General features: G+C 44.8%; 18 protein-coding genes. 11 read left to right on the top strand and 7 right to left on the bottom strand.

Annotated features, from left to right (window positions below):
* Positions 1 to 2 precede the first annotated feature (2 nt).
* The 10 genes from C1S74_RS04140 to fabV all read left to right on the top strand — a co-directional run bounded on the left by C1S74_RS04140 (position 3) and on the right by fabV (position 15,658).
* Entirely contained in the window at positions 3 to 1,406 is a 1,404-nt protein-coding gene (locus tag C1S74_RS04140) for an MATE family efflux transporter (protein WP_045402249.1), read from the top strand.
* A gap of 457 nt (positions 1,407 to 1,863) precedes the next feature.
* On the top strand, positions 1,864 to 2,349 hold the full coding sequence (locus tag C1S74_RS04135) for a TetR/AcrR family transcriptional regulator (protein WP_045402247.1): 486 nt from the start codon (positions 1,864 to 1,866) through the stop codon (positions 2,347 to 2,349).
* Positions 2,350 to 2,491: 142 nt separating this feature from the next.
* On the top strand, positions 2,492 to 4,570 hold the full coding sequence (locus tag C1S74_RS04130) for a YadA C-terminal domain-containing protein (RefSeq protein WP_045402245.1): 2,079 nt from the start codon (positions 2,492 to 2,494) through the stop codon (positions 4,568 to 4,570).
* Positions 4,571 to 5,117: 547 nt separating this feature from the next.
* Positions 5,118 to 5,789 (top strand): ABC transporter ATP-binding protein, encoded by a 672-nt coding sequence (locus C1S74_RS04125; protein ID WP_005428554.1) that lies wholly within the window; start codon positions 5,118 to 5,120, stop codon positions 5,787 to 5,789.
* A complete protein-coding gene (locus C1S74_RS04120; protein ID WP_045402243.1) occupies positions 5,770 to 8,223 on the top strand; it encodes an ABC transporter permease in 2,454 nt (817 codons plus the stop codon). The genes C1S74_RS04125 and C1S74_RS04120 overlap by 20 nt, the downstream gene beginning before the upstream one ends.
* A gap of 8 nt (positions 8,224 to 8,231) precedes the next feature.
* Positions 8,232 to 9,347, top strand: coding sequence for a lipocalin-like domain-containing protein (locus tag C1S74_RS04115; RefSeq protein WP_038868755.1), 1,116 nt, complete (start codon positions 8,232 to 8,234; stop codon positions 9,345 to 9,347).
* A 330-nt stretch (positions 9,348 to 9,677) separates the two neighbouring features.
* On the top strand, positions 9,678 to 10,847 hold the full coding sequence (nhaA, locus tag C1S74_RS04110) for a Na+/H+ antiporter NhaA (RefSeq protein ID WP_045402241.1): 1,170 nt from the start codon (positions 9,678 to 9,680) through the stop codon (positions 10,845 to 10,847).
* 446 nt (positions 10,848 to 11,293) lie between these two features.
* Complete coding sequence (gene psrA, locus C1S74_RS04105) at positions 11,294 to 11,920, top strand: TetR family transcriptional repressor PsrA (RefSeq protein ID WP_038868716.1); 627 nt, start codon at positions 11,294 to 11,296, stop codon at positions 11,918 to 11,920.
* A gap of 69 nt (positions 11,921 to 11,989) precedes the next feature.
* Positions 11,990 to 14,275, top strand: coding sequence for an acyl-CoA dehydrogenase (locus C1S74_RS04100; RefSeq protein ID WP_045402240.1), 2,286 nt, complete (start codon positions 11,990 to 11,992; stop codon positions 14,273 to 14,275).
* A gap of 180 nt (positions 14,276 to 14,455) precedes the next feature.
* Positions 14,456 to 15,658 (top strand): enoyl-ACP reductase FabV, encoded by a 1,203-nt coding sequence (gene fabV, locus C1S74_RS04095; RefSeq protein WP_045402239.1) that lies wholly within the window; start codon positions 14,456 to 14,458, stop codon positions 15,656 to 15,658.
* A 115-nt stretch (positions 15,659 to 15,773) separates the two neighbouring features.
* Here the strand turns inward: fabV and C1S74_RS04090 are convergent, their stop codons facing one another.
* Both C1S74_RS04090 and C1S74_RS04085 read right to left on the bottom strand, forming a co-directional pair.
* A complete protein-coding gene (locus C1S74_RS04090; RefSeq protein WP_045402238.1) occupies positions 15,774 to 17,456 on the bottom strand; it encodes an aspartate:alanine antiporter in 1,683 nt (560 codons plus the stop codon).
* 182 nt (positions 17,457 to 17,638) lie between these two features.
* Positions 17,639 to 17,905, bottom strand: a complete 267-nt coding sequence (locus tag C1S74_RS04085) for a GrxA family glutaredoxin (protein WP_008077635.1) — start codon at positions 17,903 to 17,905, stop codon at positions 17,639 to 17,641.
* Between the two features lie 359 nt (positions 17,906 to 18,264).
* Between C1S74_RS04085 and C1S74_RS04080 the strand changes: the two genes are divergently transcribed.
* A complete protein-coding gene (locus tag C1S74_RS04080; protein WP_045402237.1) occupies positions 18,265 to 19,503 on the top strand; it encodes an iron-containing alcohol dehydrogenase in 1,239 nt (412 codons plus the stop codon).
* A 68-nt stretch (positions 19,504 to 19,571) separates the two neighbouring features.
* Here C1S74_RS04080 and C1S74_RS04075 read toward each other — a convergent pair whose 3' ends face one another.
* The 5 genes from C1S74_RS04075 to C1S74_RS04055 all read right to left on the bottom strand — a co-directional run bounded on the left by C1S74_RS04075 (position 19,572) and on the right by C1S74_RS04055 (position 25,160).
* Positions 19,572 to 20,426 carry a MurR/RpiR family transcriptional regulator gene (locus C1S74_RS04075; RefSeq protein ID WP_038868710.1) on the bottom strand — a complete coding sequence of 285 codons (855 nt, stop codon included), beginning with the start codon at positions 20,424 to 20,426 and terminating at the stop codon, positions 19,572 to 19,574.
* A gap of 310 nt (positions 20,427 to 20,736) precedes the next feature.
* Positions 20,737 to 22,383: a pyridoxal-dependent aspartate 1-decarboxylase PanP gene (gene panP, locus C1S74_RS04070; protein ID WP_045402236.1), complete on the bottom strand. Its 1,647-nt coding sequence runs from the start codon at positions 22,381 to 22,383 to the stop codon at positions 20,737 to 20,739.
* 120 nt (positions 22,384 to 22,503) lie between these two features.
* Positions 22,504 to 23,016, bottom strand: coding sequence for a hypothetical protein (locus C1S74_RS04065; RefSeq protein ID WP_045402235.1), 513 nt, complete (start codon positions 23,014 to 23,016; stop codon positions 22,504 to 22,506).
* 210 nt (positions 23,017 to 23,226) lie between these two features.
* A complete protein-coding gene (locus C1S74_RS04060) occupies positions 23,227 to 24,132 on the bottom strand; it encodes a LysO family transporter (RefSeq protein ID WP_045402233.1) in 906 nt (301 codons plus the stop codon).
* Positions 24,133 to 24,239: 107 nt separating this feature from the next.
* Positions 24,240 to 25,160 carry an HDOD domain-containing protein gene (locus tag C1S74_RS04055; protein WP_045402232.1) on the bottom strand — a complete coding sequence of 307 codons (921 nt, stop codon included), beginning with the start codon at positions 25,158 to 25,160 and terminating at the stop codon, positions 24,240 to 24,242.
* Positions 25,161 to 25,227 lie beyond the last annotated feature (67 nt).

The following is a 25,227-nucleotide window of genomic DNA, read 5'->3' as shown; positions in this document are numbered from 1 at the left end:
GCATGACTTTTTTCTCACAACTGGTTACTCATGCCGATAAGTCGTTTTTACGTCGACTATTTGCCATCGCATTACCCATAACTTTACAGAGCATGATGTTCTCCAGCCGAAGCTTGGTGGATGTACTGATGCTCGGTCAATTGGGCGAGGCGGAAATTGCTGCGGTCGGCGTTGCAGCAAGAGCGACATTCGTTACGACCATCATGCTCCTTGGCGTAACAACTGGCGGTGCGTTGTTAACAGCGCAGTACTGGGGAGCGGGAAACAAAGTAGGTGTAAGGCAAAGCACATCGCTGACGTGGATGATTTCCATGGTATTTGCGGCCCTAACGGTGGTGTTATTCGTTCTGTTCCCAGAACCCATCATGCGCTTAACGACGGATTCAAAAGAGGTGATTCGGCTTGGTGCTGATTATCTCGTTATTTCATCGGTTAGCATGTTTGCTGTTGCCTGTGTCGCAAGTATGGCAGTGGGTCTGCGTGCTATGCATCAACCGGGTCTAAGTACGTTTTTTAGCGGAATCGGCATTCTTTCCAACATCTTCCTTAACTGGGTGCTTATTTTTGGTCAATTTGGCTTTCCTGCGATGGGTATTAAAGGGGCTGCTATTGCAACCGTCATCAGTGGTGCTATTGAAGTAACTTGTTTATTCAGTTACCTGTGGTTTAAAAAACACATCATTGCTTTCGGTTTGGACGACATTCGTGCCAGCTTAGTGTTGGATAAAATCACCCGTTTCTTAAAACTTTCTCTTCCAACAACATTTAACTTCCTAGCATGGGCGGGCGGCTTGTTTGCTTATCACGCGATTATGGGACAAGCAGGCGTGCAGGGTTTAGCGGCATTGTCAGTAATGACGCCGGTAGAGTCGATTGCTCTTGCTATGATGATCGGTTCATCTAACGCTGCTGCGGTATTGGTGGGTAATCAATTGGGCGCCAAGAATTTTGGTCCGGTTTACTACCAAGCGTGGGCAACCGTGATTCTCAATGTGTTGATTGCCGTCGTTGTCGCGATTTTACTTCTGCTCTCAAACCAACTTATTCTCGATGCCTTTAGGGCTCTGACGCCAGAAACGCGCCACCTAGCTGAACAGTTTATGGTGATTCTTGCTGTCGGGGTGGTACTTCGTTCTGTTCCTATGATGGCTATTGTCGGTGTGCTTCGCGCAGGTGGGGATGTGAAGTTCTGTTTGTACCAAGATCTGATCGCGCAATGGGTAATAAGTATTCCATTAGCTGCCTTTGGTGCTATCTATTTAGGCTTTGAGCCGCAATGGGTTTATTTACTGTTTTTGACCGAAGAAGTCGTGAAGTGGGGGACATGCCTACACCGCATGGCGAGCAAGAAATGGATGAAAAATTTGATCGATGCTCAGGAAGGCTCGCGAGACAAGTTGCACTAATGGGTGAAAGCAATTCAGCTGTTTCCTTTCTTGAACATTACGGGAAATGACCGCTTTTGGTGTCAAATCTGCTGGGCAAGGGTGACAGGAGCTATAAAGGGATGCACTCCAATGATAATCGGTCAAAAACCAAACTAATGATTAAGGGTGAATGCAAATAATATTGTATCCGCATACAGTGCTTTGTATGTTTTGCTTACTATTTATGTGTGTCGGTACGTATTGTGAGAGACATTCAGAACTGCAGCGTGTAGAGTCATCACGAGAGCAAGCACAGAATATAATAGATGTCAGAACGCAATAAGAACTGAATGATCGAACGGTTCCATTGGTTTGAATCGTGTTCTCATTGTTTATGTTCTGCCACAGCATCCATCAGTCATATTAACCAATGTTAATAAAGCCTCCCAGACGGAGGTTTTTTTACATGATAATACCGGAAACCTCAGGAGGATTTATGGCACGTATAACTGCAGAGCAAAGAGCTTCGAATAAAGCGGAGTATGACGCGCTCGTACTCCGTATATTTGTGGAAGAGGGATGGGATCACGTCACTTATGACAGGCTATCCAAAGAGCTAGGCATCCGCAAAAGTACGTTACAGGGCTACTACGAGAATAGGTTGATGTTCGCTACGGCCTTACAGGGGAAAATATTACCTCATGTGATGCAAAAGCTTGATGTGAACAGTAGTGAAGGATTCATCAGGAGTTGGTTTGATGCTTACTGGGATCATGAGGATCACGTGTTCCGTGAAGTTGTTAGAATGTTAGTGACTAGCGTCGTAGATTCTGGCAGCGGTGCAGTGCAGATTAAGAGGGCGATTAATCAGATTGAATCGGTCTTGTCTAATAATATCGGTAAGGAAGAGGCTAGAAAGACAATGGAAATAGTCTTCGGGAAGATAATTTTTATCTATATGGAACAGTTGGTTAGTAAATAATTAAACTAATTCGTACTAATACGCTTGACGGTTTTTGCTGAATCTTTATAATGCCCACCTGTAGATAGCGAACAGCATTCTTTAAGTGCGTTCGCCTTTATTTTAAAATTAAAACGTACTAATACGATATAGGTAAAGTATTATGAAAAAGACAATTCTCTCTGTAGCAGTAGCAACAACACTTGGTTTGACAATGGGTGCGGCTCATGCTTCACAAGCAACACCATGTGATTTGTTTGGCGATCAGTTCCAAGGTGAATGCCGCATCGAAAAGGGCAACGTCATTATTGAAGGCTCAAATGGTTTTGGTTCAATTGTATTTGGGGCTGAAGGCGAGAATGAACTAACACTTGTTAATAAGACAACTGGTGAAATAGCTAAACTAAAGCTTATGGATAATGGCTATGTTATTGAGGCGGAAGACGTCAACGGTACTATATACCAATCTAAGGTGATGGCTAACGAAGATGGTAGTCTGAGCGTTAACAAGACAGTGGATGCTAGTGGTAACGAAGTATCATACTTGAAGGCGGTTGGCTCAGATGGTGGTGAGTATGTTCTCGCTAAGTCTGTAAGTTCAGATGGTGTTGTTACTTTCCAAGGAGCTAACGGTTCAGTTGAAATGACGACTGATGGCGATGGCGGCACGTCATACGTGGTTCGTGACTCTGCTGGTGATATCATTGAGGAGCCATCAATAGAGCGCCCGCCAGTTGGAATTAATCCTCCACTTGAAGATGGTTTACCAGTTGAAAAGCCAACGTTTGGTGGTCAGACTACTGTTGAGCAAAAAGCTGCTGGCGTTGAATTTATTCTAGAAAAAGCTGATATGACTGACGAGTATGATGTTCGTGTCATTGGGGGGGAGTTAGTCGTGACTGATGAAGAAGGCGAAAAAGTTGATGTTGAACACCTACTTCTCAAAGCTTGGAACAACAACAAAGATGACAACCAAATTGCAAGAAAAGAGCGTGGTCAAGAACGTCGCCAAGAGCGCCGTGTTGACCGTGACATGAAGAGCAACCCTGACAACATCCGTGAAGCTGCAACAGTTATTGTTAAGCATAAAGTGGATAACATGGACGGTGAATCAAAAGCGCGTTTGGTTAACAATATGCTTGAACGCGGAGATTCTAACTACCAAATCACTGATGCTGGCCTGACTATCGACGGTGAGAGTTATGTTGAGCTTACAGATAAGCAAGGTAACGTACTGCGAGTATCTGCTGATGAATTCAAAGCCGCTGCACTTACCAAACAAACAGAGCGTAAGACAGAGCGCGACTTGGACAATGCACCTAAGCTTGGTGGTGAACGTTGGTCTGATGCAGTGACTAACCTGACTGAAGCTGGTGAGAACTTAATGGCACTAGGCCAAGAGTCTAAAGCTAAACTACAAGCTGGTGCTCAAGGTATCAAAGCGGGTGCTGAAGACCTAATGGAAGCTAGTCAAACTCTAAAGACTGACCTTACTGCTGGTAAGTCTGAGCTAGAAGTAGCTGCACAAAGTGCAACTGAACAGATGGCAGCGCAGTTCGCAGCGATGCAAAAGCAGCTAGACGAACAGGCTAAACTAATTGCTGAACTCCAGAACGGTGAGAACCCACAAGTACCTAGCACTGGTATCTCTCCAGAAGCAGAGTCAGCACTACGTGATGCGTCAGCTACTCTACAAGCTAAGATGGACGTTGCAGTTAACAAGCTACAAGGTGCCGCTAAGACTCTTCAAGAGAAAGGTTCTAAGCTTGCACCACAAGACCCAGACTTCGGTATCAACCCACCATCACAGGGTGTCCCGGCTCATGAGCTTGGCTCAATTGGTGAAGGTCAAGCAGTCGCTTATGTGCAAAATGGTCTTGAAGAGCTATACAATACTGGTAACGAGCAGGCACAACAATACGCAGATAAGGCATTGAGTGATGCTAAATCTTACACTGATACTCAAATTGCTGGTATTAACTCACGTATCGACGGGATCGAAGAAGACTTAGAAACAGTGATGGCAACATCACAAGCAGTAACAGCGGCGCGTCCATACCTGTCTTCAAACCAGACTAACGCAATTGGCGTTGGCTTGGGTAACTCAGGTTCACAAAACGCGATTGCAGTAGGTTATGCTCATCGCATCAACGAGAACTGGACTGCCAATGCGAACCTATCTGGTACGAGCGGCAACGAAGTAGACTACTCTGTAGGTGCAGGTCTGTCATACGCTTGGTAAGAATTACCTATAAACGTAACGTTTACCCTGAACACCTAGGTTAGTAGGGGGTTTTTACTCAGTAGGCTCATCTTAGGATGAGCCTCTTTTCGTAAGAGAATATTATAGCCACCCATAATGAGCATCATAATGTGTTCTGACCTAGATTCAAAAGCTACCGCGGTTGCTATCGACGTGGACAAGTAGATTGCATCCAATAATAACTAAGATAGATTCTGTCTAGTTGTTTCACTTCAATGCCTCCGTTTCATGAACTTGCGAACCAGAAAAGCTAAACGTAACCTTTAGCGCTACCTACCTAGGCTTTGAGTCACAGTGGGTTTATTTACTGTTTTTGACCGAAGAAGTGGTGAAGTGGGGGACATGCCCACACCGCATGGCGAGCAAGAAATGGATGAAAAATTTGATCGATGCTTAGGAAGGGTCGCGAGACAAGTTGCATTTGTACTCTGATAGTGTGATCAACTATTCAAAATACTTCCTACCAACAGGATTTTAGTGTAGATTCTGATTCCAATTTTTAAACACCATTTGAGCGGCAAAATCAATGTTAAAACTGTCAGACCTATGTAAAGGCTATGTAGACGGGGGAGAGTTTCATCCTGTACTACAAGGGGCAGAATTAACATTACAACAAGGTGAACAAGTCGCATTAATGGGTGAAAGTGGATCGGGGAAAAGTACGCTCCTTAACCTTATCGCAGGTCTTGATACTGCCGATTCGGGCGAGATCCAATACCCAAGCTTTGCAATGCATAGCGCACCTGAACACCTTAGAACACTCTACCGCCGCAACAACATTGGTAATATCTTCCAGCAGTTCAACCTGCTTCCCACCTTGAATATCGCTGACAACATCCGCTTCTGCCGCCAATTAAAAGGCTTACCAGAAGACAAAGGCTTGTGGCGCCAAATTCTTTCTGCTCTCGATCTTATGCCGCTTTTAGGTCGTTACCCTGAAGAAGTGTCTGGTGGTCAGCAGCAACGTGCTGCAATTGCCCGTGCTCTGTATATGGAACCAAAGATCCTGCTCGCCGATGAGCCGACTGGTAGCTTAGATGAACGAAATGCTGAAGCGGTAATGCGCTTATTGACCAGTTTAGCTCGTCAGCTTGAATGTACTCTGTTGTTGGTTACGCACAGTGAAAAGGTTGCTGAGCACATGGAAGGCCGTATCCGTCTTCAAGGAGGGCAACTGCATGTTATGGCCCGTAGTTAAGGCGCTACTCGGTCATTACCGTCGTTATCCACTTCAAATTATTCTTGTTTGGCTTGGTTTAACCCTTGGAGTTTCGCTCCTTGTTGGTGTGACTTCAATTAACCAACATGCTAAACAAAGCTACGAAACCGGTGAGAAACTTTTTTCCAACCCTTTGCCTTACCGTATTCGCACTAAACACTCCGCAAACAAAATTCCGCAAGGCTTTTATATCCAGCTTCGTCGGGCTGGCTTTAACCAATGTGCGCCATTCGATGTCCTTCATTTGGACACCAAAGCAGACATGAACTTGATGCTGGTTGGCATTGACCCAGTCGCACTGCTGCCGCTACAGCAAGGTAAATCGTTAAAAGACCTTCCAATGCTAACGCTAATGAAGCCGCCGTATCCAATCTTAGTCAGCCAAGATTTAGCCTCACATATGTCATGGAGTGATGGTGACTTCATTACGCTTAATGATGGTAGCCAACTTGGGCCTTTAAAGGTGGACAGCGACAATTTGCTTTCCGGCACACGTTTAGTGACCGATATCTCTTTGTTAAGAATGCTACAGCGCAGTTCAGGCTTGTCCGCTATTGCTTGTGGTGAAATGCCAGAAGAAAAAGTTCTGGCGCTAAAAAACATGCTACCCAACGGTATGACGCTTGTTCGCAATAGCCGCACAGAATTAGAGTCACTGACTAAAGCATTCCATATGAATCTGACAGCGATGGGGATGTTATCGTTCCTCGTTGGCCTGTTTATCTTCTATCAAGCAATGTCTTTGTCTTTTATTCAACGCCAGCGTTTGGTGGGTATTCTTCGTCAGACAGGTGTGAATGGTATGCAGTTAGCACAGGCATTGATGCTGGAACTGACCATTCTTGTCTTAGTTGCATGGGCTTGTGGTAACTTCTTCGGTTTGATCTTAGCGAATGAGCTTATCCCTGCGGTGTCATCTAGCCTAAGTGATTTATACGATGCCAATGTAGGTCTAACCATTGGTTGGTCGTGGGAATCCAGTTTGTACAGCTTGGCTATGTCGGCATTGGGTGCGTTGATTTCTTGTTTGTGGCCTTTGATTCGTCTGCTGAAGTCTCAACCGATCCGTCTCTCTTCGCGCTTATCACTCATGCGTTTTGCTGGACGTGAATTCTCTTGGCAGGCGTTTGCTGCATGCGCTTTCTGTGTGGCAGCGGTAGCGGTTTACCAAGCACCGAGAACGCAAGAATCGGGATTTGCGATCATTGCATTAATGCTGATCAGTGTTGCGTTGTTTATGCCGTTTTTTATGTGGCATATGTTCCAAAGCTTTTCTTATTCCCTACGTTGGGTTCGTGTCCGTTGGTTCTTCGCTGATGCGGCGGCAAGCATGAGTTACCGAGGTGTTGCTACGATGGCCTTTATGCTGGCACTTGCGGCGAACATTGGTGTTGAGACCATGGTAGGCAGTTTCCGTGATACGACCGACAAATGGTTGAGCCAACGTCTTGCTGCAGATATCTACATCTACCCTACGAACAACTCAGCAGCTCGCATGAGTGCTTGGTTAAAAGAACAACCTGAAGTCGATGCCGTTTGGTGGCGTTGGGAAAAAGACGTCCCTACAGAACGTGGCGCACTTCAAGTGGTGAGCACTGGTGCTTCGGAAGGAGAACTTGATTCACTAACGGTAAAACTTGGCGTGCCTAATTATTGGTATCACTTACATCACTCAAAGAGTCTTATGGTGAGTGAATCCATGGCGTTGAAACTCGATATTCGTCCTGGCGACTATATCGATCTTCAGCCGCCACTAGGTGGAGGGTGGCAAGTCGTCGGTGTTTACTACGATTACGGGAATCCATATAACCAAGTAATGATGTCGCATCGAAATTGGCTGTATGCCTTTGCTGGTTCGGGCAACGTGGGGCTTGGTGTTTTACTTGAAGATAATGTGAATGGCGAAGGTTTGAAACGTCGCTTAGAAAACGTGTTCCGCTTGTCACAAGACCGAGTCTTCGACAACAACAATATCTATAACCAAGCCATGCGAGTGTTTGACCACACCTTTGCGATTGCAGGCACACTAGGCAACATTACGTTGATTATTGCTGTGTTTGGCTTGTTCTTTGCCACCCTTGCTGGCGAATTTTCACGGCAAAGGCACTTTTCTTTACTTCGTTGTATGGGCGTGTCGGGTAAAGAGCTTGTCCTCCTTGGTGGGTTACAGTTGTTTGCTTTTGGTATGATCTCCGCCATTATTGCCGTCCCTCTCGGATTAGCGTTGGCACATTTGATTGTTGATATCATTATTAAGCAATCTTTTGGCTGGTCTTTAGAGTTGCAAACGATCCCTTGGGAGTATGTTCAGACGATTGCTTGGGCGATGTTTGCCATCATGATCGCGGGGGCATTGCCAGTGATCAGAATGATTAAGAGTACTCCGATGAAGTCGTTGAGGGATGCTCTGTGACGAAGAATATGAAGCCGAAAAAGATCTTCTCGATATCAGTGTTGGTGTTTATTGCTTTCATTGCATTAACGGGTGCGACGCTGTATTTCACGCATTGGGCCGAAGCGACGGCAACGAAAGAGAGTGACATTAGCGCAGTACTACAAAGAGAAAGCAAAACGATCTTTGAACCAGTGTTGCCAGATGAACATGTCTCGCTTCCTCAGGATTTTCGCTTCCATCCAGATTATCAACATGAATGGTGGAATTACTTTGCCAAATTACAAGATAAGCATGGCAAGGTTTACAACGTTCAATGGAGCTACTTTAGAGTTGCAACAGATGAGCGTGATACCAGAGGTTGGCAAAATCCACAGCTTTTTATCTCCCATATTGTGATTAGCAATGGCTCTAAAGTATGGAAAGAACAAAGAGTGGCGCGTGGTGGAATTGGACAAGCTGGAATGACGAATCGCCCGTTCCGTCTGTGGATAGATAATTGGACGTGGCGAGCGTTAGGTTCTACGCCCTTTCCGGGTAACTTAGAGGTGACAACGGATACCTTTGGTATGGATTTAAATACCACTACTAGCGGCCCGTTCGTCGTGAATGGCGATAAAGGCTTTCAAGTTAAGCACGCGCTCCAATCTGTCGCATCCTTTAGCTTCAGTGCGCCTTTCTTAAATGTAAAAGGCAACCTAACCTTAAATGGTCGGGATATTGAAGTGACAGGGGCTGCGTGGACGCAAAAAGAGTGGGGTAGTGGCCTAATCGGTGAAGGACAACAAGGCTGGGACTGGTTTGTTTTCAATCTTGATGATGGACGAGCACTTACGGTGAGTCGCTATCGTCATCATGGACAGGTTCCCCATCTGTTTGGCACTTTAGCGACACGTTCCGGTAAGGTGATCAACTTAACTGAGAAAGAATTAACCATGACACCTTTGCAGGTCACTGGCTTATCAAACGGAAGAAGGCTACCGCTGCAATGGATCATTAATGTCCCCGAGCACAACATCAATTTGACGACGAGAATCATAAAATCGGACATGTGGCTTCCGTTTGTGATCCCTTATTGGGAAGGACCGATACTCGCATCGGGTTCCAATGAGGCGTGGGGATTTATGCAACTCACCGGTTACTAAAAAGAACAGAAAGCCACCTCATCAAAGGTGGCTTTTTTGTCGTTGAAACACGCAGTTTTCGTCGTAAAACTGCATGTTAATCACGAAAATCAGTCACATATTATACTAAGTTAATAGTAATCTATGTGAATACATAGACTTATAGGGAGATTGTCAGGTCTTGTAAATTTATATGTTCTTGTTGAAAAATACGATGTGTCGTAAAGAATACATCGGAAAAATCGAAGTTTATACTCTGAACAAGCGATTATTCTAAAATTTTCAGCAGCTATACACTCTCATCATTCTTTGTTAATCGTTTATTAAGATAATAAATATAAGGGCGAAATCATGAACGATGTCATTCGTGACTTTTTCAAAATGGAATCCGCTGGTGGTATTCTTCTGGTAATTGCGGCAGCAATTGCGATGACCATTGCTAACACACCACTTGGCGAAACTTATCAAGCAATGCTGCATACTTATGTACTTGGTATGTCAGTGTCTCACTGGATCAACGACGGCCTAATGGCTGTGTTTTTCCTACTTATTGGCCTTGAAGTAAAGCGTGAGCTACTTGAAGGCGCACTAAAATCGAAAGAAACCGCAATCTTCCCGGCAATTGCTGCGGTTGGCGGCATGTTGGCTCCTGCACTTGTTTACGTTGCTTTCAATGCTGGCGACCCTGAAGCGATCTCTGGTTGGGCAATTCCAGCGGCGACAGATATCGCATTTGCACTTGGTATCATGGCGCTATTGGGTAAACGTGTACCAATTGCTTTGAAAGTGTTCTTGCTTGCACTCGCAATCATTGATGACCTTGGTGTTGTTGTGATCATCGCGTTGTTTTACACCGGTGACCTATCAACGATGGCATTGTTGGTTGGTTTTGCGATGACGGGCTTGCTCTTTATGCTAAACGCAAAAGGTGTAACTAAGCTCACGCCGTATATGATCGTTGGTGCTATTCTCTGGTTCGCGGTTCTGAAATCTGGCGTCCATGCAACATTGGCAGGTGTGGTGATCGGTTTTGCTATCCCACTGAAAGGTAAGAAGGGCGAACACTCTCCACTAAAACACATGGAGCATGCACTTCACCCATATGTAGCATTCGGTATTCTTCCTCTATTTGCATTCGCAAACGCTGGTATCTCATTAGAGGGCGTATCGATGTCAGGTCTGACTTCAATGCTGCCATTAGGTATTGCTCTGGGTCTGTTGGTTGGTAAGCCGCTGGGTATCTTCACATTCAGTTGGGCTGCAGTGAAACTAGGTATTGCTAAGCTGCCTAAAGGCGTGAACTTTATGCATATCTTTGCGGTGTCAGTGTTGTGTGGTATCGGCTTTACGATGTCTATCTTCATCTCATCATTGGCATTTGCAAACGTGAGTCCTGAGTTTGACACTTATGCTCGACTAGGCATCCTGATGGGCTCTACCACTGCTGCTGTACTTGGCTATGCGTTACTGCATTTCTCGTTGCCAAAGCAGGCGTCAGAAGAGGTTGTTGAGGAATACTAAAGCGAACCGCGTTTAGAGCAGCAATTTGAAATACGAAAACCTCTCAATTGAGAGGTTTTTTTTATATCTTGGATTTACTATTTGTTAGTGCATAGCGGGGAACGACAGATGAAAAAAAGCCCAGAAGAAAATTTATCTGGGCGGATACAAACATAGGAGTTAATAAGAAAAAGCAGCAATGTAACAACCAGAAAGAAACAAGTTTGACGGCCTGAAAAACTTTAAATGCCCTAGTTGTTACAGTAATTCAGACCGAGCTAATTCCATTCAGTTCCATTTTTTTTAGAAGTTTTTTTCACAAAATAATATTCGCTTTAAATTCATTCCTTTACGCCTGCACTTTCTATGCCTGGTCAGACCAATGCTTGAAAATGTGATGTTAATCGTTTGTTAATCTGTCGTTTCGAGAGTATATTTCAAACAGTTGTTTAATACGAGTGATTGAAATGGCCCCGAGAAGTACAACAAAAGAAAAAATACTCGATGTAGCAGAAGGACTATTTGCAGAATACGGCTTCAATGACACATCGCTAAGAACCATTACTGGTAAGGCGAACGTAAACCTTGCTTCGGTGAACTACCACTTTGGCGATAAAAAGACGCTCGTTAGAGCCGTTTTAGACCGCTATTTAGAAGCGTTAATGCCGAGCATTAAAACATCCCTGATAGAGCTAAACACCCGTGACGATTACAACATGGATGAGGTATTCGAATCGTTACGCTTACCCTTACGGGCGTTAAATGATGTGCGACCAAACGGTACTGCCTTGTTTATGTTGTTAATAGGGCGTGGTTACACCGATGTGCAGGGGCATTTACGTTGGTTTATCAGCACCAGATATGACGAAGTGCTGAAGTTGTTTATGTTCTCCATAGGCAAAGCAAACCCTGAACTAACAGAAGAACAGCTGTTTTGGCGATTACACTTTACCCTTGGGACTTGTGTTTTCACCATGGCATCTAGCCAAGCACTAACGGAAATTGCGGAAAGTAAATTCCAAAAAGACGTCGATGCGAAGTCTGTTGTCGACCTACTGATTCCATACCTGTCGGCAGGCATGTCCGCCAAGTAAACCTGATTAAATCAATAAAAAAGAAAAGTGAAAGCCGCGAGCGGTGATGTGAACAAAAGGATCTGAACTATGAGCTCTCTACGAAGAAAATGGATTAGTGACCCAGCATTTAAAATGTTTAAGAAAGTACTGCCACCATTGTCGAGTACGGAAAAAGAGGCAATGGAAGCCGGTAGTGTATGGTGGGATGCCGAGTTGTTTTCTGGCAAGCCTAACTTTACAACGCTTCATCACTACCCAAAACCAGCACTGACGTCTGAAGAACAAGCCTTCATGGACAATGAACTTGAGACGTTACTTGAAATGCTAAACGATCAGCAGATCGTAAAAGATGACCGTGATCTACCACCTGAAGTCTGGGAGTTCTTACGTAAAGAGTGTTTCTTCTCTCTGATCATTTCGAAAGAATACGGCGGCCGAGAGTTTTCTGCACTTGCAAACTCAACCATCGTATCTCGTATTGCCACACGAAGCATCAGCGCAGCCGTATCAGTCATGGTGCCAAACTCTCTTGGCCCAGGTGAGCTACTTTCTCACTATGGTACTCAAGAGCAAAAAGACTACTGGCTACCACGTCTCGCTGACGGTACGGATATTCCATGTTTTGCCTTAACCGGCCCTGAAGCTGGCTCAGATGCAGGCGGTATTCCAGACCAAGGCGTAGTTTGTTACGGCACGCACGAGGGTGAAGAAGTTCTTGGTATCCGTGTTAGTTGGAACAAGCGTTACATTACCCTAGCACCTGTTGCGACTGTTCTTGGTCTCGCATTCAAACTTCAAGACCCGGATAGCCTGCTTGGCGACAAGAAAGATGTGGGTATTACCTGTGCATTGATTCCTGCTGATCACGAAGGTGTGGAAATTGGTGAGCGTCACGATCCGCTCGGTTCTGCGTTTATGAACGGCCCAACACGTGGTAATGACGTGTTCATCCCTATGGACTGGCTAATTGGTGGCTCAGAGTACGCGGGTAAAGGTTGGCGTATGTTGGTGGAATGTTTGTCGGCAGGCCGTGGTATTTCCCTTCCCGCGCTCGGCACCGCGATCGGTCACCTTACCACACGAACCACAGGCGCTTACGCATATGTCCGTAAACAGTTTGGTATGTCCATCGGTAAATTTGAAGGTGTCGCTGAGGCGATGGGACGCATTGGTGGTTTAACTTATCTACTTGAAGCAACACGTACTTTGACGACGACGTCTCTTGATATGAAAGAGAAACCAGGCATCGTGACAGCTATTGCTAAATACCACATGACGGAAATGGCCCGTACTATTCTGAACGATTCTTTCGATATCCATGCGGGGCGTGCGATTCAAGATGGTCCGATGAACTACCTAGCGAAACATTATCTAGGCATTCCGGTGGCGATCACTGTTGAAGGTGCAAATATTCTGACTCGTAACTTAATGATTTTTGGGCAAGGTGCGACACGTTGTCATCCATACGTACTAAAAGAGATGGAAGCAGCAGCCAACCCAGATGCTAAAGAAGGCGCGAAAGAGTTCGATGACCTACTGTTTAAGCACATTAAGCATGCAACGGGTAATACCTTTGGCGCACTTGGCGCTGCACTAACTGGCTCTCGTTTTGTTAAGGCGCACATGAGCGGCCCAACACAGCAATATTACAAGGACATCACTCGCCTAAGCCGTGCGCTAGCCGTAAGTGCTGACTTTGCGATGCTGACGCTTGGCGGTGGTTTAAAACGTAAAGAGATGATCTCTGCGCGTTTGGGTGATGGGCTAAGCTACCTGTACATGGCATCAGCGGCGTTGAAGAAGTACGAAGATGAAGGTCGACAACAGGGTGACTTGAACTTTGTCCATTACGCCGTACAACACTGTTTATACAATGCATCTAAGTCATTGAATAAAGCATACTCAAATTTCCCTGTGAAATACGTAGGTGGTGTGCTTAAAGGCTTGTTATTCCCACTTGGTAACCACTTCAAAGCCCCGAGTGATGAGTTATGTGTTGGTCTAGCAGAAGCGATGATGACCCCAGGCGCTCAGCGTGACCGTTTGACTCACCTTTGTTACATCGGCAAGGACGAAGACGACAGTGTGGGTTTGATGGAGCGTGCATTCCTAGCCATGTATGACGTAAAACCATTGGAGCGCAAACTGATGAAAGCGGCGAAAGATGGCAAAGTCGCGCGTAAAGGTCTGCTACATGACCGTCTACAGCAAGCGTTTGAAGCGGATGTGTTAACCGAGCAAGAAATTGATCAAATTATGGCGGCGGATAAGCTGCGTTACAAAGCAATTCAAGTTGACCACTTTAGCCATGACTTCTCAGAAGTTCGTACTAACGTGACCACGAAGAAATCGCATTTGAATTCAGCGGCATAACGTCCACACTAAAATCTTAGAAATAAGCATCTCAGCCGAGGTGCTTATTTGTTTCTGTCGGTCATAAATGATGCTGTGAGTGCTCCAACCACTTGCATTTTCGCAGCATTTTTACAGAAATTAGGTGCGAAGTAGGGCTGAACCTTTTATCCTAGCAACGTTTTTTAAAGGAAGTTGAATATGATCATCAAACCTAGAATTCGTGGATTTATCTGTACTACTACGCACCCAGTGGGTTGTGAAGCTAACGTAAAAGAACAAATTGCTTACACTAAAGCACAAGGCCCAATTAAAAACGCTCCAAAACGCGTTCTCGTTGTGGGTGCATCAAGTGGCTACGGCCTATCTTCTCGTATCGCTGCGGCATTTGGTGGCGGTGCTTCAACTATCGGTGTTTTCTTCGAAAAAGAAGGCACAGAGAAGAAGCCAGGTACAGCAGGTTTTTACAACTCTGTTGCATTTGAAAAGCTAGCTCGTGAAGAGGGTCTATACGCGAAAAGCCTAAACGGTGACGCGTTCTCAAATGAAGCAAAACAGAAAACAATCGATCTGATCAAAGAAGACCTTGGTCAGGTAGATATGGTGGTTTACTCACTGGCTTCTCCAGTACGTAAAATGCCAGAAACGGGCGAACTCATCCGTTCCGCGCTTAAGCCTATTGGTGAGACTTACACATCTACTGCCGTTGATACCAACAAAGATGTCATCATCGAAGCAAGCGTAGAGCCAGCAACTGAGCAAGAAATCCAAGATACAGTGACCGTAATGGGTGGTGAAGACTGGGAACTTTGGATGAATGCACTTGCAGATGCAGGCGTTCTTGCTGATGGTTGTAAGACGGTAGCGTACAGTTACATCGGTACTGAGCTAACTTGGCCGATCTACTGGGATGGCGCACTAGGTAAAGCAAAAATGGACCTAGATCGTGCATCAGCAGCATTAAATGAGAAGCTTTCTGCAACCGGCGGTAGCGCAAACGTAGCGGTACTTAAGTCTGTAGTGACTCAAGCAAGTTCTGCAATTCCTGTAATGCCTCTATACATCGCAATGGTATTCAAGAAAATGCGCGAAGAAGGCGTACATGAAGGTTGTATGGAACAAATCTTCCGCATGTTCAGTCAACGTCTTTACAAAGAAGACGGCAGCGCTGCAGAAGTAGATGAAGTGAACCGCTTACGTCTGGATGATTGGGAACTGCGTGAAGACATCCAACAACACTGTCGTGACCTATGGCCACAGATCACGTCTGAAAACCTAAAAGAGCTAACTGACTACGTTGAGTACAAAGAAGAGTTCTTGAAGCTATTCGGCTTTGGTGTTGACGGTGTGGATTACGAAGCAGACGTGAACCCAGCAGTAGAAACAGATTTCACACAAATCTAATCGTTTCTAACGGAATTGAAAAAGGCGCTCATTGAGCGCCTTTTTTGTGTCTTAAAGCTTTGTATAGAGTCATGAGCACTACCTAAAACTAACCAGCAACACTCATTCAAAGACATTAACTTAAAATAATCAGAATTGTACCGGCTAAGGTCATCAAAATATTGGCGATCGCGTATGTACCTGCGTAACCAAGCGCAGGAATAGTCGACTTCGCGTATTCGTTCACTACGTCCATTGCTGGTGCACATGTACGAGCACCGATAATGGCACCAAAGAGTAGGGCACGGTTCATCTTAAGCACGTAAGCGCCAACTAGGTATGCAAGAACAACAGGCACAACGCTGACGATAAAGGCCAAACCGATGATCTGTGGACCAACTTGAGTCAAGTGCTCGAACATCTTGCCACCCGCACTCAAACCGATCCCGACCATAAAGAACATCAAACCTAAATCTTTGACCATATTCAATGCCCCTTGCGGTACGTAACCGAAAGTGGGGTGGTTAGCTCGTAAGAAGCCCAGTGTAATACCGGATAACAGAAGACCAACCGCATTACCGAGGCTAAACGACACCTGTCCAAACGTCATGGTTACCAAGCCAAACATAATGCCCAAAATAAAGAAGCTACAGAATGCTAATAGGTCTGCCATTTGACTGTGAATCGAGATGAAACCGATTTTTTCAGCAAGACCGTGCACACGACTTTTCTCACCACTGACTTGCAGAACATCACCTTTAGCAAGAACGATGTCTAAGTCCATCGGCATTTCAATCTGAGCACGTACGACTCGGTTCAAGAAACAACCAAACTCAGATAGGTTTAAATCTGACAGACGTTTGCCTGCAATAGCGTCACTCTTTACGACGATCTCTTCTTCAACGATGCGAAGATCGAGTAGGTTGCGATCGAATACTTCTTTACCGTTACGGAAGCTAGGATCCAAACGCGCGTGGCTATCTGGAAAACCTACTAGTGCAATTTCATCACCTTCTTGCAGGATAGCATCGCCATCAGGGTGGGCAAGGATACCGTTACGACGAATACGTTCAATGTAACAACCGGTTTGACGGTAGATGCCCAGTTCCCGTAGGTTTTTACCATCGGTCCAATCAATCAGCTCAGGGCCTACACGGTAGGCTCGAATGATTGGCAGATATACCTTACGTTGACTCGAACTTCCTAACCCACGTTCTTGTGCGATTTGTTGGGCTGAGTCAGAGAGATTTTGCTTTTGCAGTTTAGGTAATAGCTTGGCGAACATAATCATGCTGATCAAACCCACCAGATAAGCCATCGCATAACCCACAGATAGATTTTCTAATACCAGCGAAAAATCCATGTTGCGCGGAATGGTTGCTAGGCCGGAGTTTAGCGCATCTTGAGCTCCTACTAACACCGGTGTTGCAGTAAGCGCACCTGCCATCATACCAGCAGATAAACCATAATCGAGCCCCATATAGTGGCTACAGAAATAAGTTAAGCCGACAGCCGAAACCAACACGGTCATGCTCAAAATGAAGTAATGCTTACCATCTCGGAAGAAGATACCGAAGAAGTTAGGCCCAGCTTCGATACCTACACAGTAGATAAACAGCATAAAGCCAATCGTTAGCGCTTCTGCGTTAAATGAGAAGCCGAGGTGTCCCATGATAAGCGAGGTAATGAGCACGCCAATAGAGTTGCCTAACTGCAGCTTTCCAAAGCGAATTTTGCCAATGGCAAGACCAATTGCTAATACGACGAAGATTAGAAGAATGGGGTTTTGTTCAAGAAGATGTACGACGTCTATGTTCACTGTGTGGCTCGGTAAAGTGTGTGCCAAAGAAAAAGATTAAGAATTGCGAATTGTAACTAAATATAGCAAAAAGATAAGTGAATTTTTTTAGGTTTTACTATTACTTGACGTAAGGGAATAACATTTTGAATACATAATAAAAAAGCCGCTACTAGCGGCTTTTTAAAATTCAGTTATTCGAATTACTCGTCGAATAGACCTAGGTGCTCTTTTGCGTAAGCTTCAAAGTCATCACAACCACCGATGTGGTCTTGGTCGATGAAGATTTGAGGAACGGTTTCCACTGGCTTACCAACCGTTTTTTCTAGGTCAGCTTTAGAAATACCTTCAGCGTGGATGTCTACGTAACGGTAGTTGAAATCATCACGTTTTGCCTTAAGTGTTTCAGCGTGCTCTTTAGCACGTACACAGAAAGGACATGCAGGGCGACCAAAGATAACTACGAACATAATCTTATTTCTCCTAAATCTATTCTTATTGAAAGCGAACGAAAACGTCAATGCTGCGATTCGCTCCCGTATGTTGGGACAACTATGCCCGATCCAGAACCGGAAATAAAGCAGCAAATGCCTCTTGTTTCGATAGGCGAAATCTATCGTATAAAAACTAAACACGCACTAAGCTTAAAGCCAAGAAAAGTCACTTTTAGAACAAAAGTTAATCGATCTTTGGGCTTAGATAACTCTGTGAAGTGACGCATAAAAACACACATTTTGAAGGGTTAATGGCGGCAAGGTGCACTCGGTCAACTTTTTTTTGCGCAAAGCATAGCAATCTAGTGTGAGTTGTTGTTTTGGGGAGGAAGTGTATGTTTCAGTTTATGACTGCAACAAGGATTATCTTCGGCGAAGGGGCGCTTCAATCTTCGTTGTCTGTAATCAATCAATTTGGCTACAGCGTATTACTGGTGACAGGTAAAGACACGCAACGTGCCACACCGATCATTAATTATCTTAAAGCGCAGAATATGCGTTATCAGCATGTCGCTATAAATGGTGAGCCTAATATCACCATGGTGGAAGAAACTGCCATTCTAGGACGAAAGTTTCAGCCGGATATAGTCGTTGCCATTGGGGGAGGCAGCGTGATTGATATGGGGAAAGCGCTCGCTGCTATTATCCCAAATCAAGGGGATGTGTATGACTACGTTGAAGTTGTTGGTCGAAACGTCCCACTAAAAACCAAACCGATTCATTTTATTGCTATCCCTACCACGGCAAGCACAGGTTCCGAAGTGACTCGTAACGCAGTGCTCAAATCTGGGCAAGACCAAGTCAAGGTTAGTTTACGCAGTCCGGAGATGTTAGCGGATGTCGCTATTGTGGATCCCACCTTAACTTATGGTACGGATCAATACACATCTGGAAGGGGAGCGATGGATGCTTTCACTCATTTGATGGAAGCGTATGTCTGCGGTGACCCTAACCCTTTAACTGACATGGTGTGCGAAGAAGGTCTCAGATGTCTAAGCCGCTCTGTCATAGCTGGTTGTAAGCAAGATAATCATAAGGCGAGATCAGATTTGTCTTTCGCAGCCTTGTTGGGAGGTATGGCGATTACTAATGCTAAACTAGGTGCTGCGCATGGTTTAGCTTCGGCATTAGGTGGAAAGTTAGATGCCCCCCATAGTGTGATTACTGCAAGGTTGGCGCCGCACGTAATGCAAGAGAACATAAAGGCAGCAAAGCAAGCGGGCAGAGCGGATGTGATCAGTCGCTATAGGAGGTTGGCACAACTTGTCACGGATAGAACGAATGCTAATGAACATGACGGTGTGCTATGGGTGAAAATGGTGCTCGATAAACTTGAGTTGCCTCATCTTGGTAAGTTTGGGGTTTGCCAAACCTCTTTTGAACAAGTGGCCGATGACGCCCTCATGTCCGTTGCTATTAAAGGAAATCCTCTTCCGCTCAATCAAGACCGATTAGTCTATATCTTACGTCAAGTGTGCGATTGTAGCGGGGAATGCATGGAAGAAAGCAAGCTTCATGCTAGTTCAGTTGAAATTCTTGAATCACACTCAGATCTCTCTAGTGTCAACGATTGACTGAGATAGCGAATGCGGTTATCTGTACTAAAAAAAGGGGAGCAATTAAGCTCCCCTTCGTATCTCTATTAGTACTGACTTAGCTTGTCGTAACGGCTATCTTTTAGCGCGTCTTTTACTCGCTTTAGGTTCTCACGGAACCCAGTACCACGACGAAGCGTAAAGCCCGTTGCAAGTACATCAATGACGGTCATTTGAACTACACGACTGGCCATAGGCATGTATACGTCAGTGTCTTCCGGTACATCTAATGTAATCGCCAGTGAGCTTGCTTTCTCTAGTGGCGAATCTTTGGCTGTAATTGCAATAACAGTTGCGCCGTTCTCACGAGCTAGATTCGCAATCTCAACTTGGCTCTTGGTTCGTCCGGTATGAGAAATCAAAACAATTACGTCGTTGTCACTGCAGTTAATGCAGCTCATACGTTGCATTACAATGTCTTCGAAGCAAGTAATTGGGATGTTAAAGCGAATAAATTTGTTTTGTGCATCCCGCGCAACCGCAGAAGAAGCGCCAAGACCAAAGAATGATATACGCTTTGCCTGAGTAAGGAGATCCACGGCACGATTCACTTGCATCGCGTCAAGGCTATTCTTCGCTACGTCCAAACACGCCATTGTCGATTCAAAAATCTTATGGGTGTAGGCATCAGGACCGTCGTCTTCTTCAACGTTACGGTTTACATAAGGCGTGCCATTGGCAAGGCTTTGCGCAAGGTGCAATTTAAAGTCTGGGAAACCTTTGGTATCCAGACGTCGACAGAAACGGTTAACAGTTGGCTCACTCACGTCAGCCATTTTCGCTAACGTTGCAATGCTTGAATGAATTGCAGTTTGTGGAGACGCCATAATTACTTCCGCAACTTTGCGCTCTGATTTACTGAAATTCTCCAGATTTTTTTGAATTTTTTCTAATGTATTCATAGTGTTCACGAGGGTATAGAGAACAACTCGCTGGCTCTGTTAACGGGTAGAAACACAAAGTTTCTCGGTCGAGAGGGGCGTTAACGAAAACGACCAGCGCCATAAATTCAGTATAAACCCGATCCTTTATCTGGCTAAAACAAATACGGTTACTATTTCGTGAGAATTTGACAAGCCTCAAACAAAATGTTGTAAAAACTACAGAATTGGATGTGGGATCGAAGGTATGTTGCTCTAGTGGCACAATAATGATGTTTGAGTTACACCAAAAAGAAAGAAATTTTCAATTTGATGTAACTCACATTGGCGCTTAAGAATTGAGAATGTCTTCGACAGTTTCTTCAATCTTAGCCATCAAGCTTGGTGCTTGTTGAGCAATTTCACGTTGCTCATCAAGAACAGCATTCAATATGTCGTTCGTAGTTAGAGGGTTCGCCAGCACAACACGAAATACGATGGTATTCATACGTTGCCATTGGTCTGGATTCAGCCTAGTACGAGAGACAAAGGATTTACCAGTTTCGCGTTGTCGCTTCTGAATAAATTGAGTGAGCTGGTTGATCAGTTCGTTCAATTTTTCTTTTTGCGTGCCCTGTGCCTTTTCCAGTGCTGCTCGTAGGTGAGTTGGTAAATAGCGATAGGTCAGTAAACAAAGTTCAGGCTCAGAGACCAGTTCAAAATCTTCTTGTTGCTTGATGAGATCGGCGAAATAGCGCGCTTTTGCAATACTCTGATCGATAAGCAGTTCGTAACCTGGGCGGCTAATGATGTGCATGGCTGCGTAAACCAGCATCGCCATTCCAGAACGAGAGCCTTCAAGCGTATGGCTGCCAAGATCTTTCGATCCTTTACGCAGTATGTACTGTGCGTGATGCTCGATGGATTTCATTGCGTCAGGATCTTTAAACAGAACCATGCCTGCACCCATAGGAATGTACAGTTGTTTGTGCGCGTCAATCGTGACTGAATCAGCAAGCTCAACGCCACCGAGTAGATGACGATGATTGTTCGACATTAGTGTCGCACCACCCCAAGCCGCATCCACGTGGAAGTGGCAATTATGCTGCGCACAAACTTCGGCAATTTGGGCTAGGGGGTCTACGCTACCCGTTTCGGTTGTACCTGCAACACCAACAACAGCTATCGGCTTAATGTTTTGTGCTTCAAGCTCCGCGATTTTTGCCTTAAGGTCATCGACAACAATACGGTTGTTTGCATCTGTCTTGACGGCAACTAAGCCATCTTGGCCTAAACCAAGGACATCGGCAGCTTTCTTAAGTGAATAGTGGCCACGCTCTGATACCAAGATCGCAAGACCTTCGTAGCCATAATGCTTCATCGCTTTGAAAAGGCCTTCCTTCTCTACACCTTTGAATGCACCATCTGCTTTCAATGCTTTGTTACGAGCAACCCAAAGCGCAGTAATGTTGGCAATGGTACCGCCAGAACAAAATGCACCTAGAGAATGTTTGGCGCTGTGCATCCACTTACGGTAGAACTTTTCGTCCTGACCATAGATAAGGCTGTGTAGCATGCCTAGCACTTGACGCTCTAGTGGAGTGAAAGCTTTTGAGGTCTCAATCTTCACCAAATTTTGGTTCAAGGCAATCATGATTTTCGACAGCGGCATTAAAAAATACGGCAGGGCAGAAGTCATGTGACCAATAAAGCTTGGTGCAGAGGTGTGAACCGAGTGAGATACCAAGGTATCTAAAAGGTGCTCGGTATGGTCTGATACAAACTCAGGTTGCTCAGGAATCTGAGCAGAAGAAAAGTCTTTCTCGATTTCACGTAAAGGCTTTTCTTCTGCCACGATGTGTTCACGAAGGAATTGATTTAAGTTTTGGGAAAGACTTTCATCAATTTTCGTCAACGTGGAATCTGGACCTTCAGGAATCGTGAAGATCTTTAACAAGCTCTCGAAGCTAACGTCAGCGGTTTTTTGTTCCTTAACCATAGCAAAGAATCTTTGTAGTTATTTTGGTAATGCGAGCGGCACAATCTAAACCAAAACGGGCGCAAAGTCCCGTTTTAATTATTGAAACCCATGTTGCTGAAATGAAACTTTAGGCGGGGTTTATTCACACTTCTGCTTTTCAATCTTAGCAATTGATTGATTATACTTGTTAAGCGCAGAATCGATCTGTTTTGGATGGCTTAGCAAGTCAGCAAACGCTGAGCGTAGGTCGTAGTTCTTTGGATGGTTAGCAGATTGACGATCGCTGAACGTCTTTTGTGCTGCCTGACCAAGGTCATCACTGCGAGTCGCAAGTTGCTTCACATCATGCTGTTCAAGCTTAAGCCAAGCCTCTACTGGTTGTTCTGTTGCAACACGGCTTGGATCGTTCTCTAGAAAATAATGTACTGCTTCACGGTTGAGTTCGAAGTGGTGTTTACGACCATCCAAGAACCACTGACTGACTTCTTTTAAATCCGGATACTGAGAGACAGTTAAGTCAACGAGGTCTTGATACCATTGAAGTGAGGCATCGACATAACCATCGTACTTCGAAGCTAAGCATTGCTGATCAGCAGCAAAAGTAAAAGTTGAGCTTGTAGCGAGGAGCGCTGCAACGACAAAGCGTTTCATTGTTCTTCCTTTTGGTTGTTTTCCCTTCGTAACCCCAATAAGCACCATGCGATGCTCTTTCACTGGTCACCGAACCAAGAATTAAAAAGTAAAATGGCCGATAGCAGCACGGTAAACCAGAAAATTCTCTTAGAATTGAGCATTTTGACGTTACTTGGGTATTTGAATTTTTGCCGTATTGTAATGGATGTTAATGAAAATTCCTGAGATCTAGCTAGCAAGTGACACAAAGAAAAGCATCATCACTGGCACTAATAAGCTCAAGATAAAGCCACTAACAATGGCAACAGGTACGCAACGAACACCACCTGTGGTCTGAATAACTGGTAGGGTAAAGTCCATCGCAGTTGCACCAGCATACCCAATCGCAGTACAAGGGTAGCTGCGAATAAACAGGGGAATAGCGACCAGCGCAACCAACTCACGCATTAATTCAATCAGGAAAGACGCGCCGCCAAATACGGGCCCAAAGGCATCTCCCATTAAAATACCCGCAAGTGAATACCAGCCAAAACCGGACGACATCGCCAAAGCTTGATAAAGAGGAAGATCCAAAATCATTGCAGCAATTACGCCGCCAAGCATACACGTTGCAATGATCACTGTCGCAATCGCCATACCTTGCTTGTTGAGTAGGATTTGTCTAAGCGTCAAACCACTATTGCGTAGTTGAATGCCGATAAAGAAAAGCAAAAGGAATAAAATCCACTCGCTCGCTGTGTCCACCCAAGACAAACCAATAGGAAGAAACAAGCCAGCAACTAGGCCACCACCCACAACAACGACAAGTTTGATTGACTCTAAAGCCATTGACGAAAGAGGAAGTTTCTTTTGATTCTGATCGGTTTGCAAAGGAAGCAGCTTATCGACCAAAGGTAAAGCGAGTAGGTTGCATACGCTCAGGCAGGCGAAAAATGTGCCAGCGTAAAGAAGAATAGTTTGTAAATTACTACCAAGGTTGTCCAATGCCGCAAGGCTCAAACCCATCAAAGAAAGAATGACGTAAATGAGGTATGAGGTCGACTTGTTGATTTTCTCCAACATCGAAGCTCGAGAAATTGGAATTAAATAGCCCACCACCAATGGGGCGAAGATAAATAGCATCCCTGAGAACATAAAACTCAATGATTCCTTTATGAGGTAAGCAGAATAACTTAGCCACGTATAAACGAATCAAAACACTATTTGAGCTTTAACGTGGCTGGATTTGATGTATTGGGAGATTAAAGGCCGCTAGCACTGAGAACTTCTTTAATTTCACTCTGGAAGTCAGTATCACTCATATTACTGAGTTCATACAAGACTTCTGCACCAGTTAAATTAAATTCTACTTCGTGTTCTTCAATTCGCTCATCCTGATTTCGGAACATTAGTAGATGGTTAGCGATACGAGCAATGTCTAAATAGCTAACTTCTGGACGAGATGCTTGATATTTTTCGTTTGAAGACACTTCACGGAAGTCATTATCAAAGCCCCATTTCTCAAGCACGAGTTTACTGGTTGCAGAGCAGCGAGTTTGGAATATTTGCAAAGCAATATCAGAATCGAGGTAATTCCCTTTATCGAGGTACAAGTGGTATTCATTAATAAGACAGAACAAACCGATATCTGCAAGCAAGCCAACGAGTAAGGCTTTCTCTTGCTCCAAATGTCCGTAGGTCGCAGGTTCGTGCTTTCTAAATTCTTGAACCACTAACACCATTGTTGCCCCGAGTTCACGAGAAACAGCAGCACTCTTCACTAAGATTGCGTTACATTCTTTAGTTAAATTAACCGAATGCTTGAGTTGCTCAATCGCTTGTGCAGTAACAATATCCCTTACTCTCAGAATGCCTAAGCGAGAAACCGCAGTGATGAGATCGTTACAGGTTATATTGCGACGGTTGAAGATAACAGAGTTAGCGACACGAACAACCACAGCGGCAAGGCCTGGGTCTTCGAGTAGTGCGTTAGCAACGTCGGCAATCGTGGTGTTTTCTTCAGTACAAAGCTGTTGAATTTTGAGTACGACATCTGGGATAGGAGGAAGGGATATTTTACCGGTAGAGATAGATTGTTCTACCAGCTGAGCGAACTCAGATTCCAATGCTTTTATAAGCTTATCTTTGTTATTGGGTAGCCAAAAAAATGATAGATGTTCCATTACGACGCTGTGCTAGAGAGCTTTCGTACAGTGTACCCTCACAGTATGTTAGTTATCAATTAAATAC

It is taken from the genome of Vibrio hyugaensis (genome assembly GCF_002906655.1).
In the GTDB taxonomy this organism is placed as follows: domain Bacteria; phylum Pseudomonadota; class Gammaproteobacteria; order Enterobacterales; family Vibrionaceae; genus Vibrio; species Vibrio hyugaensis.
Note: the sequence above shows the minus strand (reverse complement) of the source record. Positions and strands in the feature narration are given on the sequence as shown.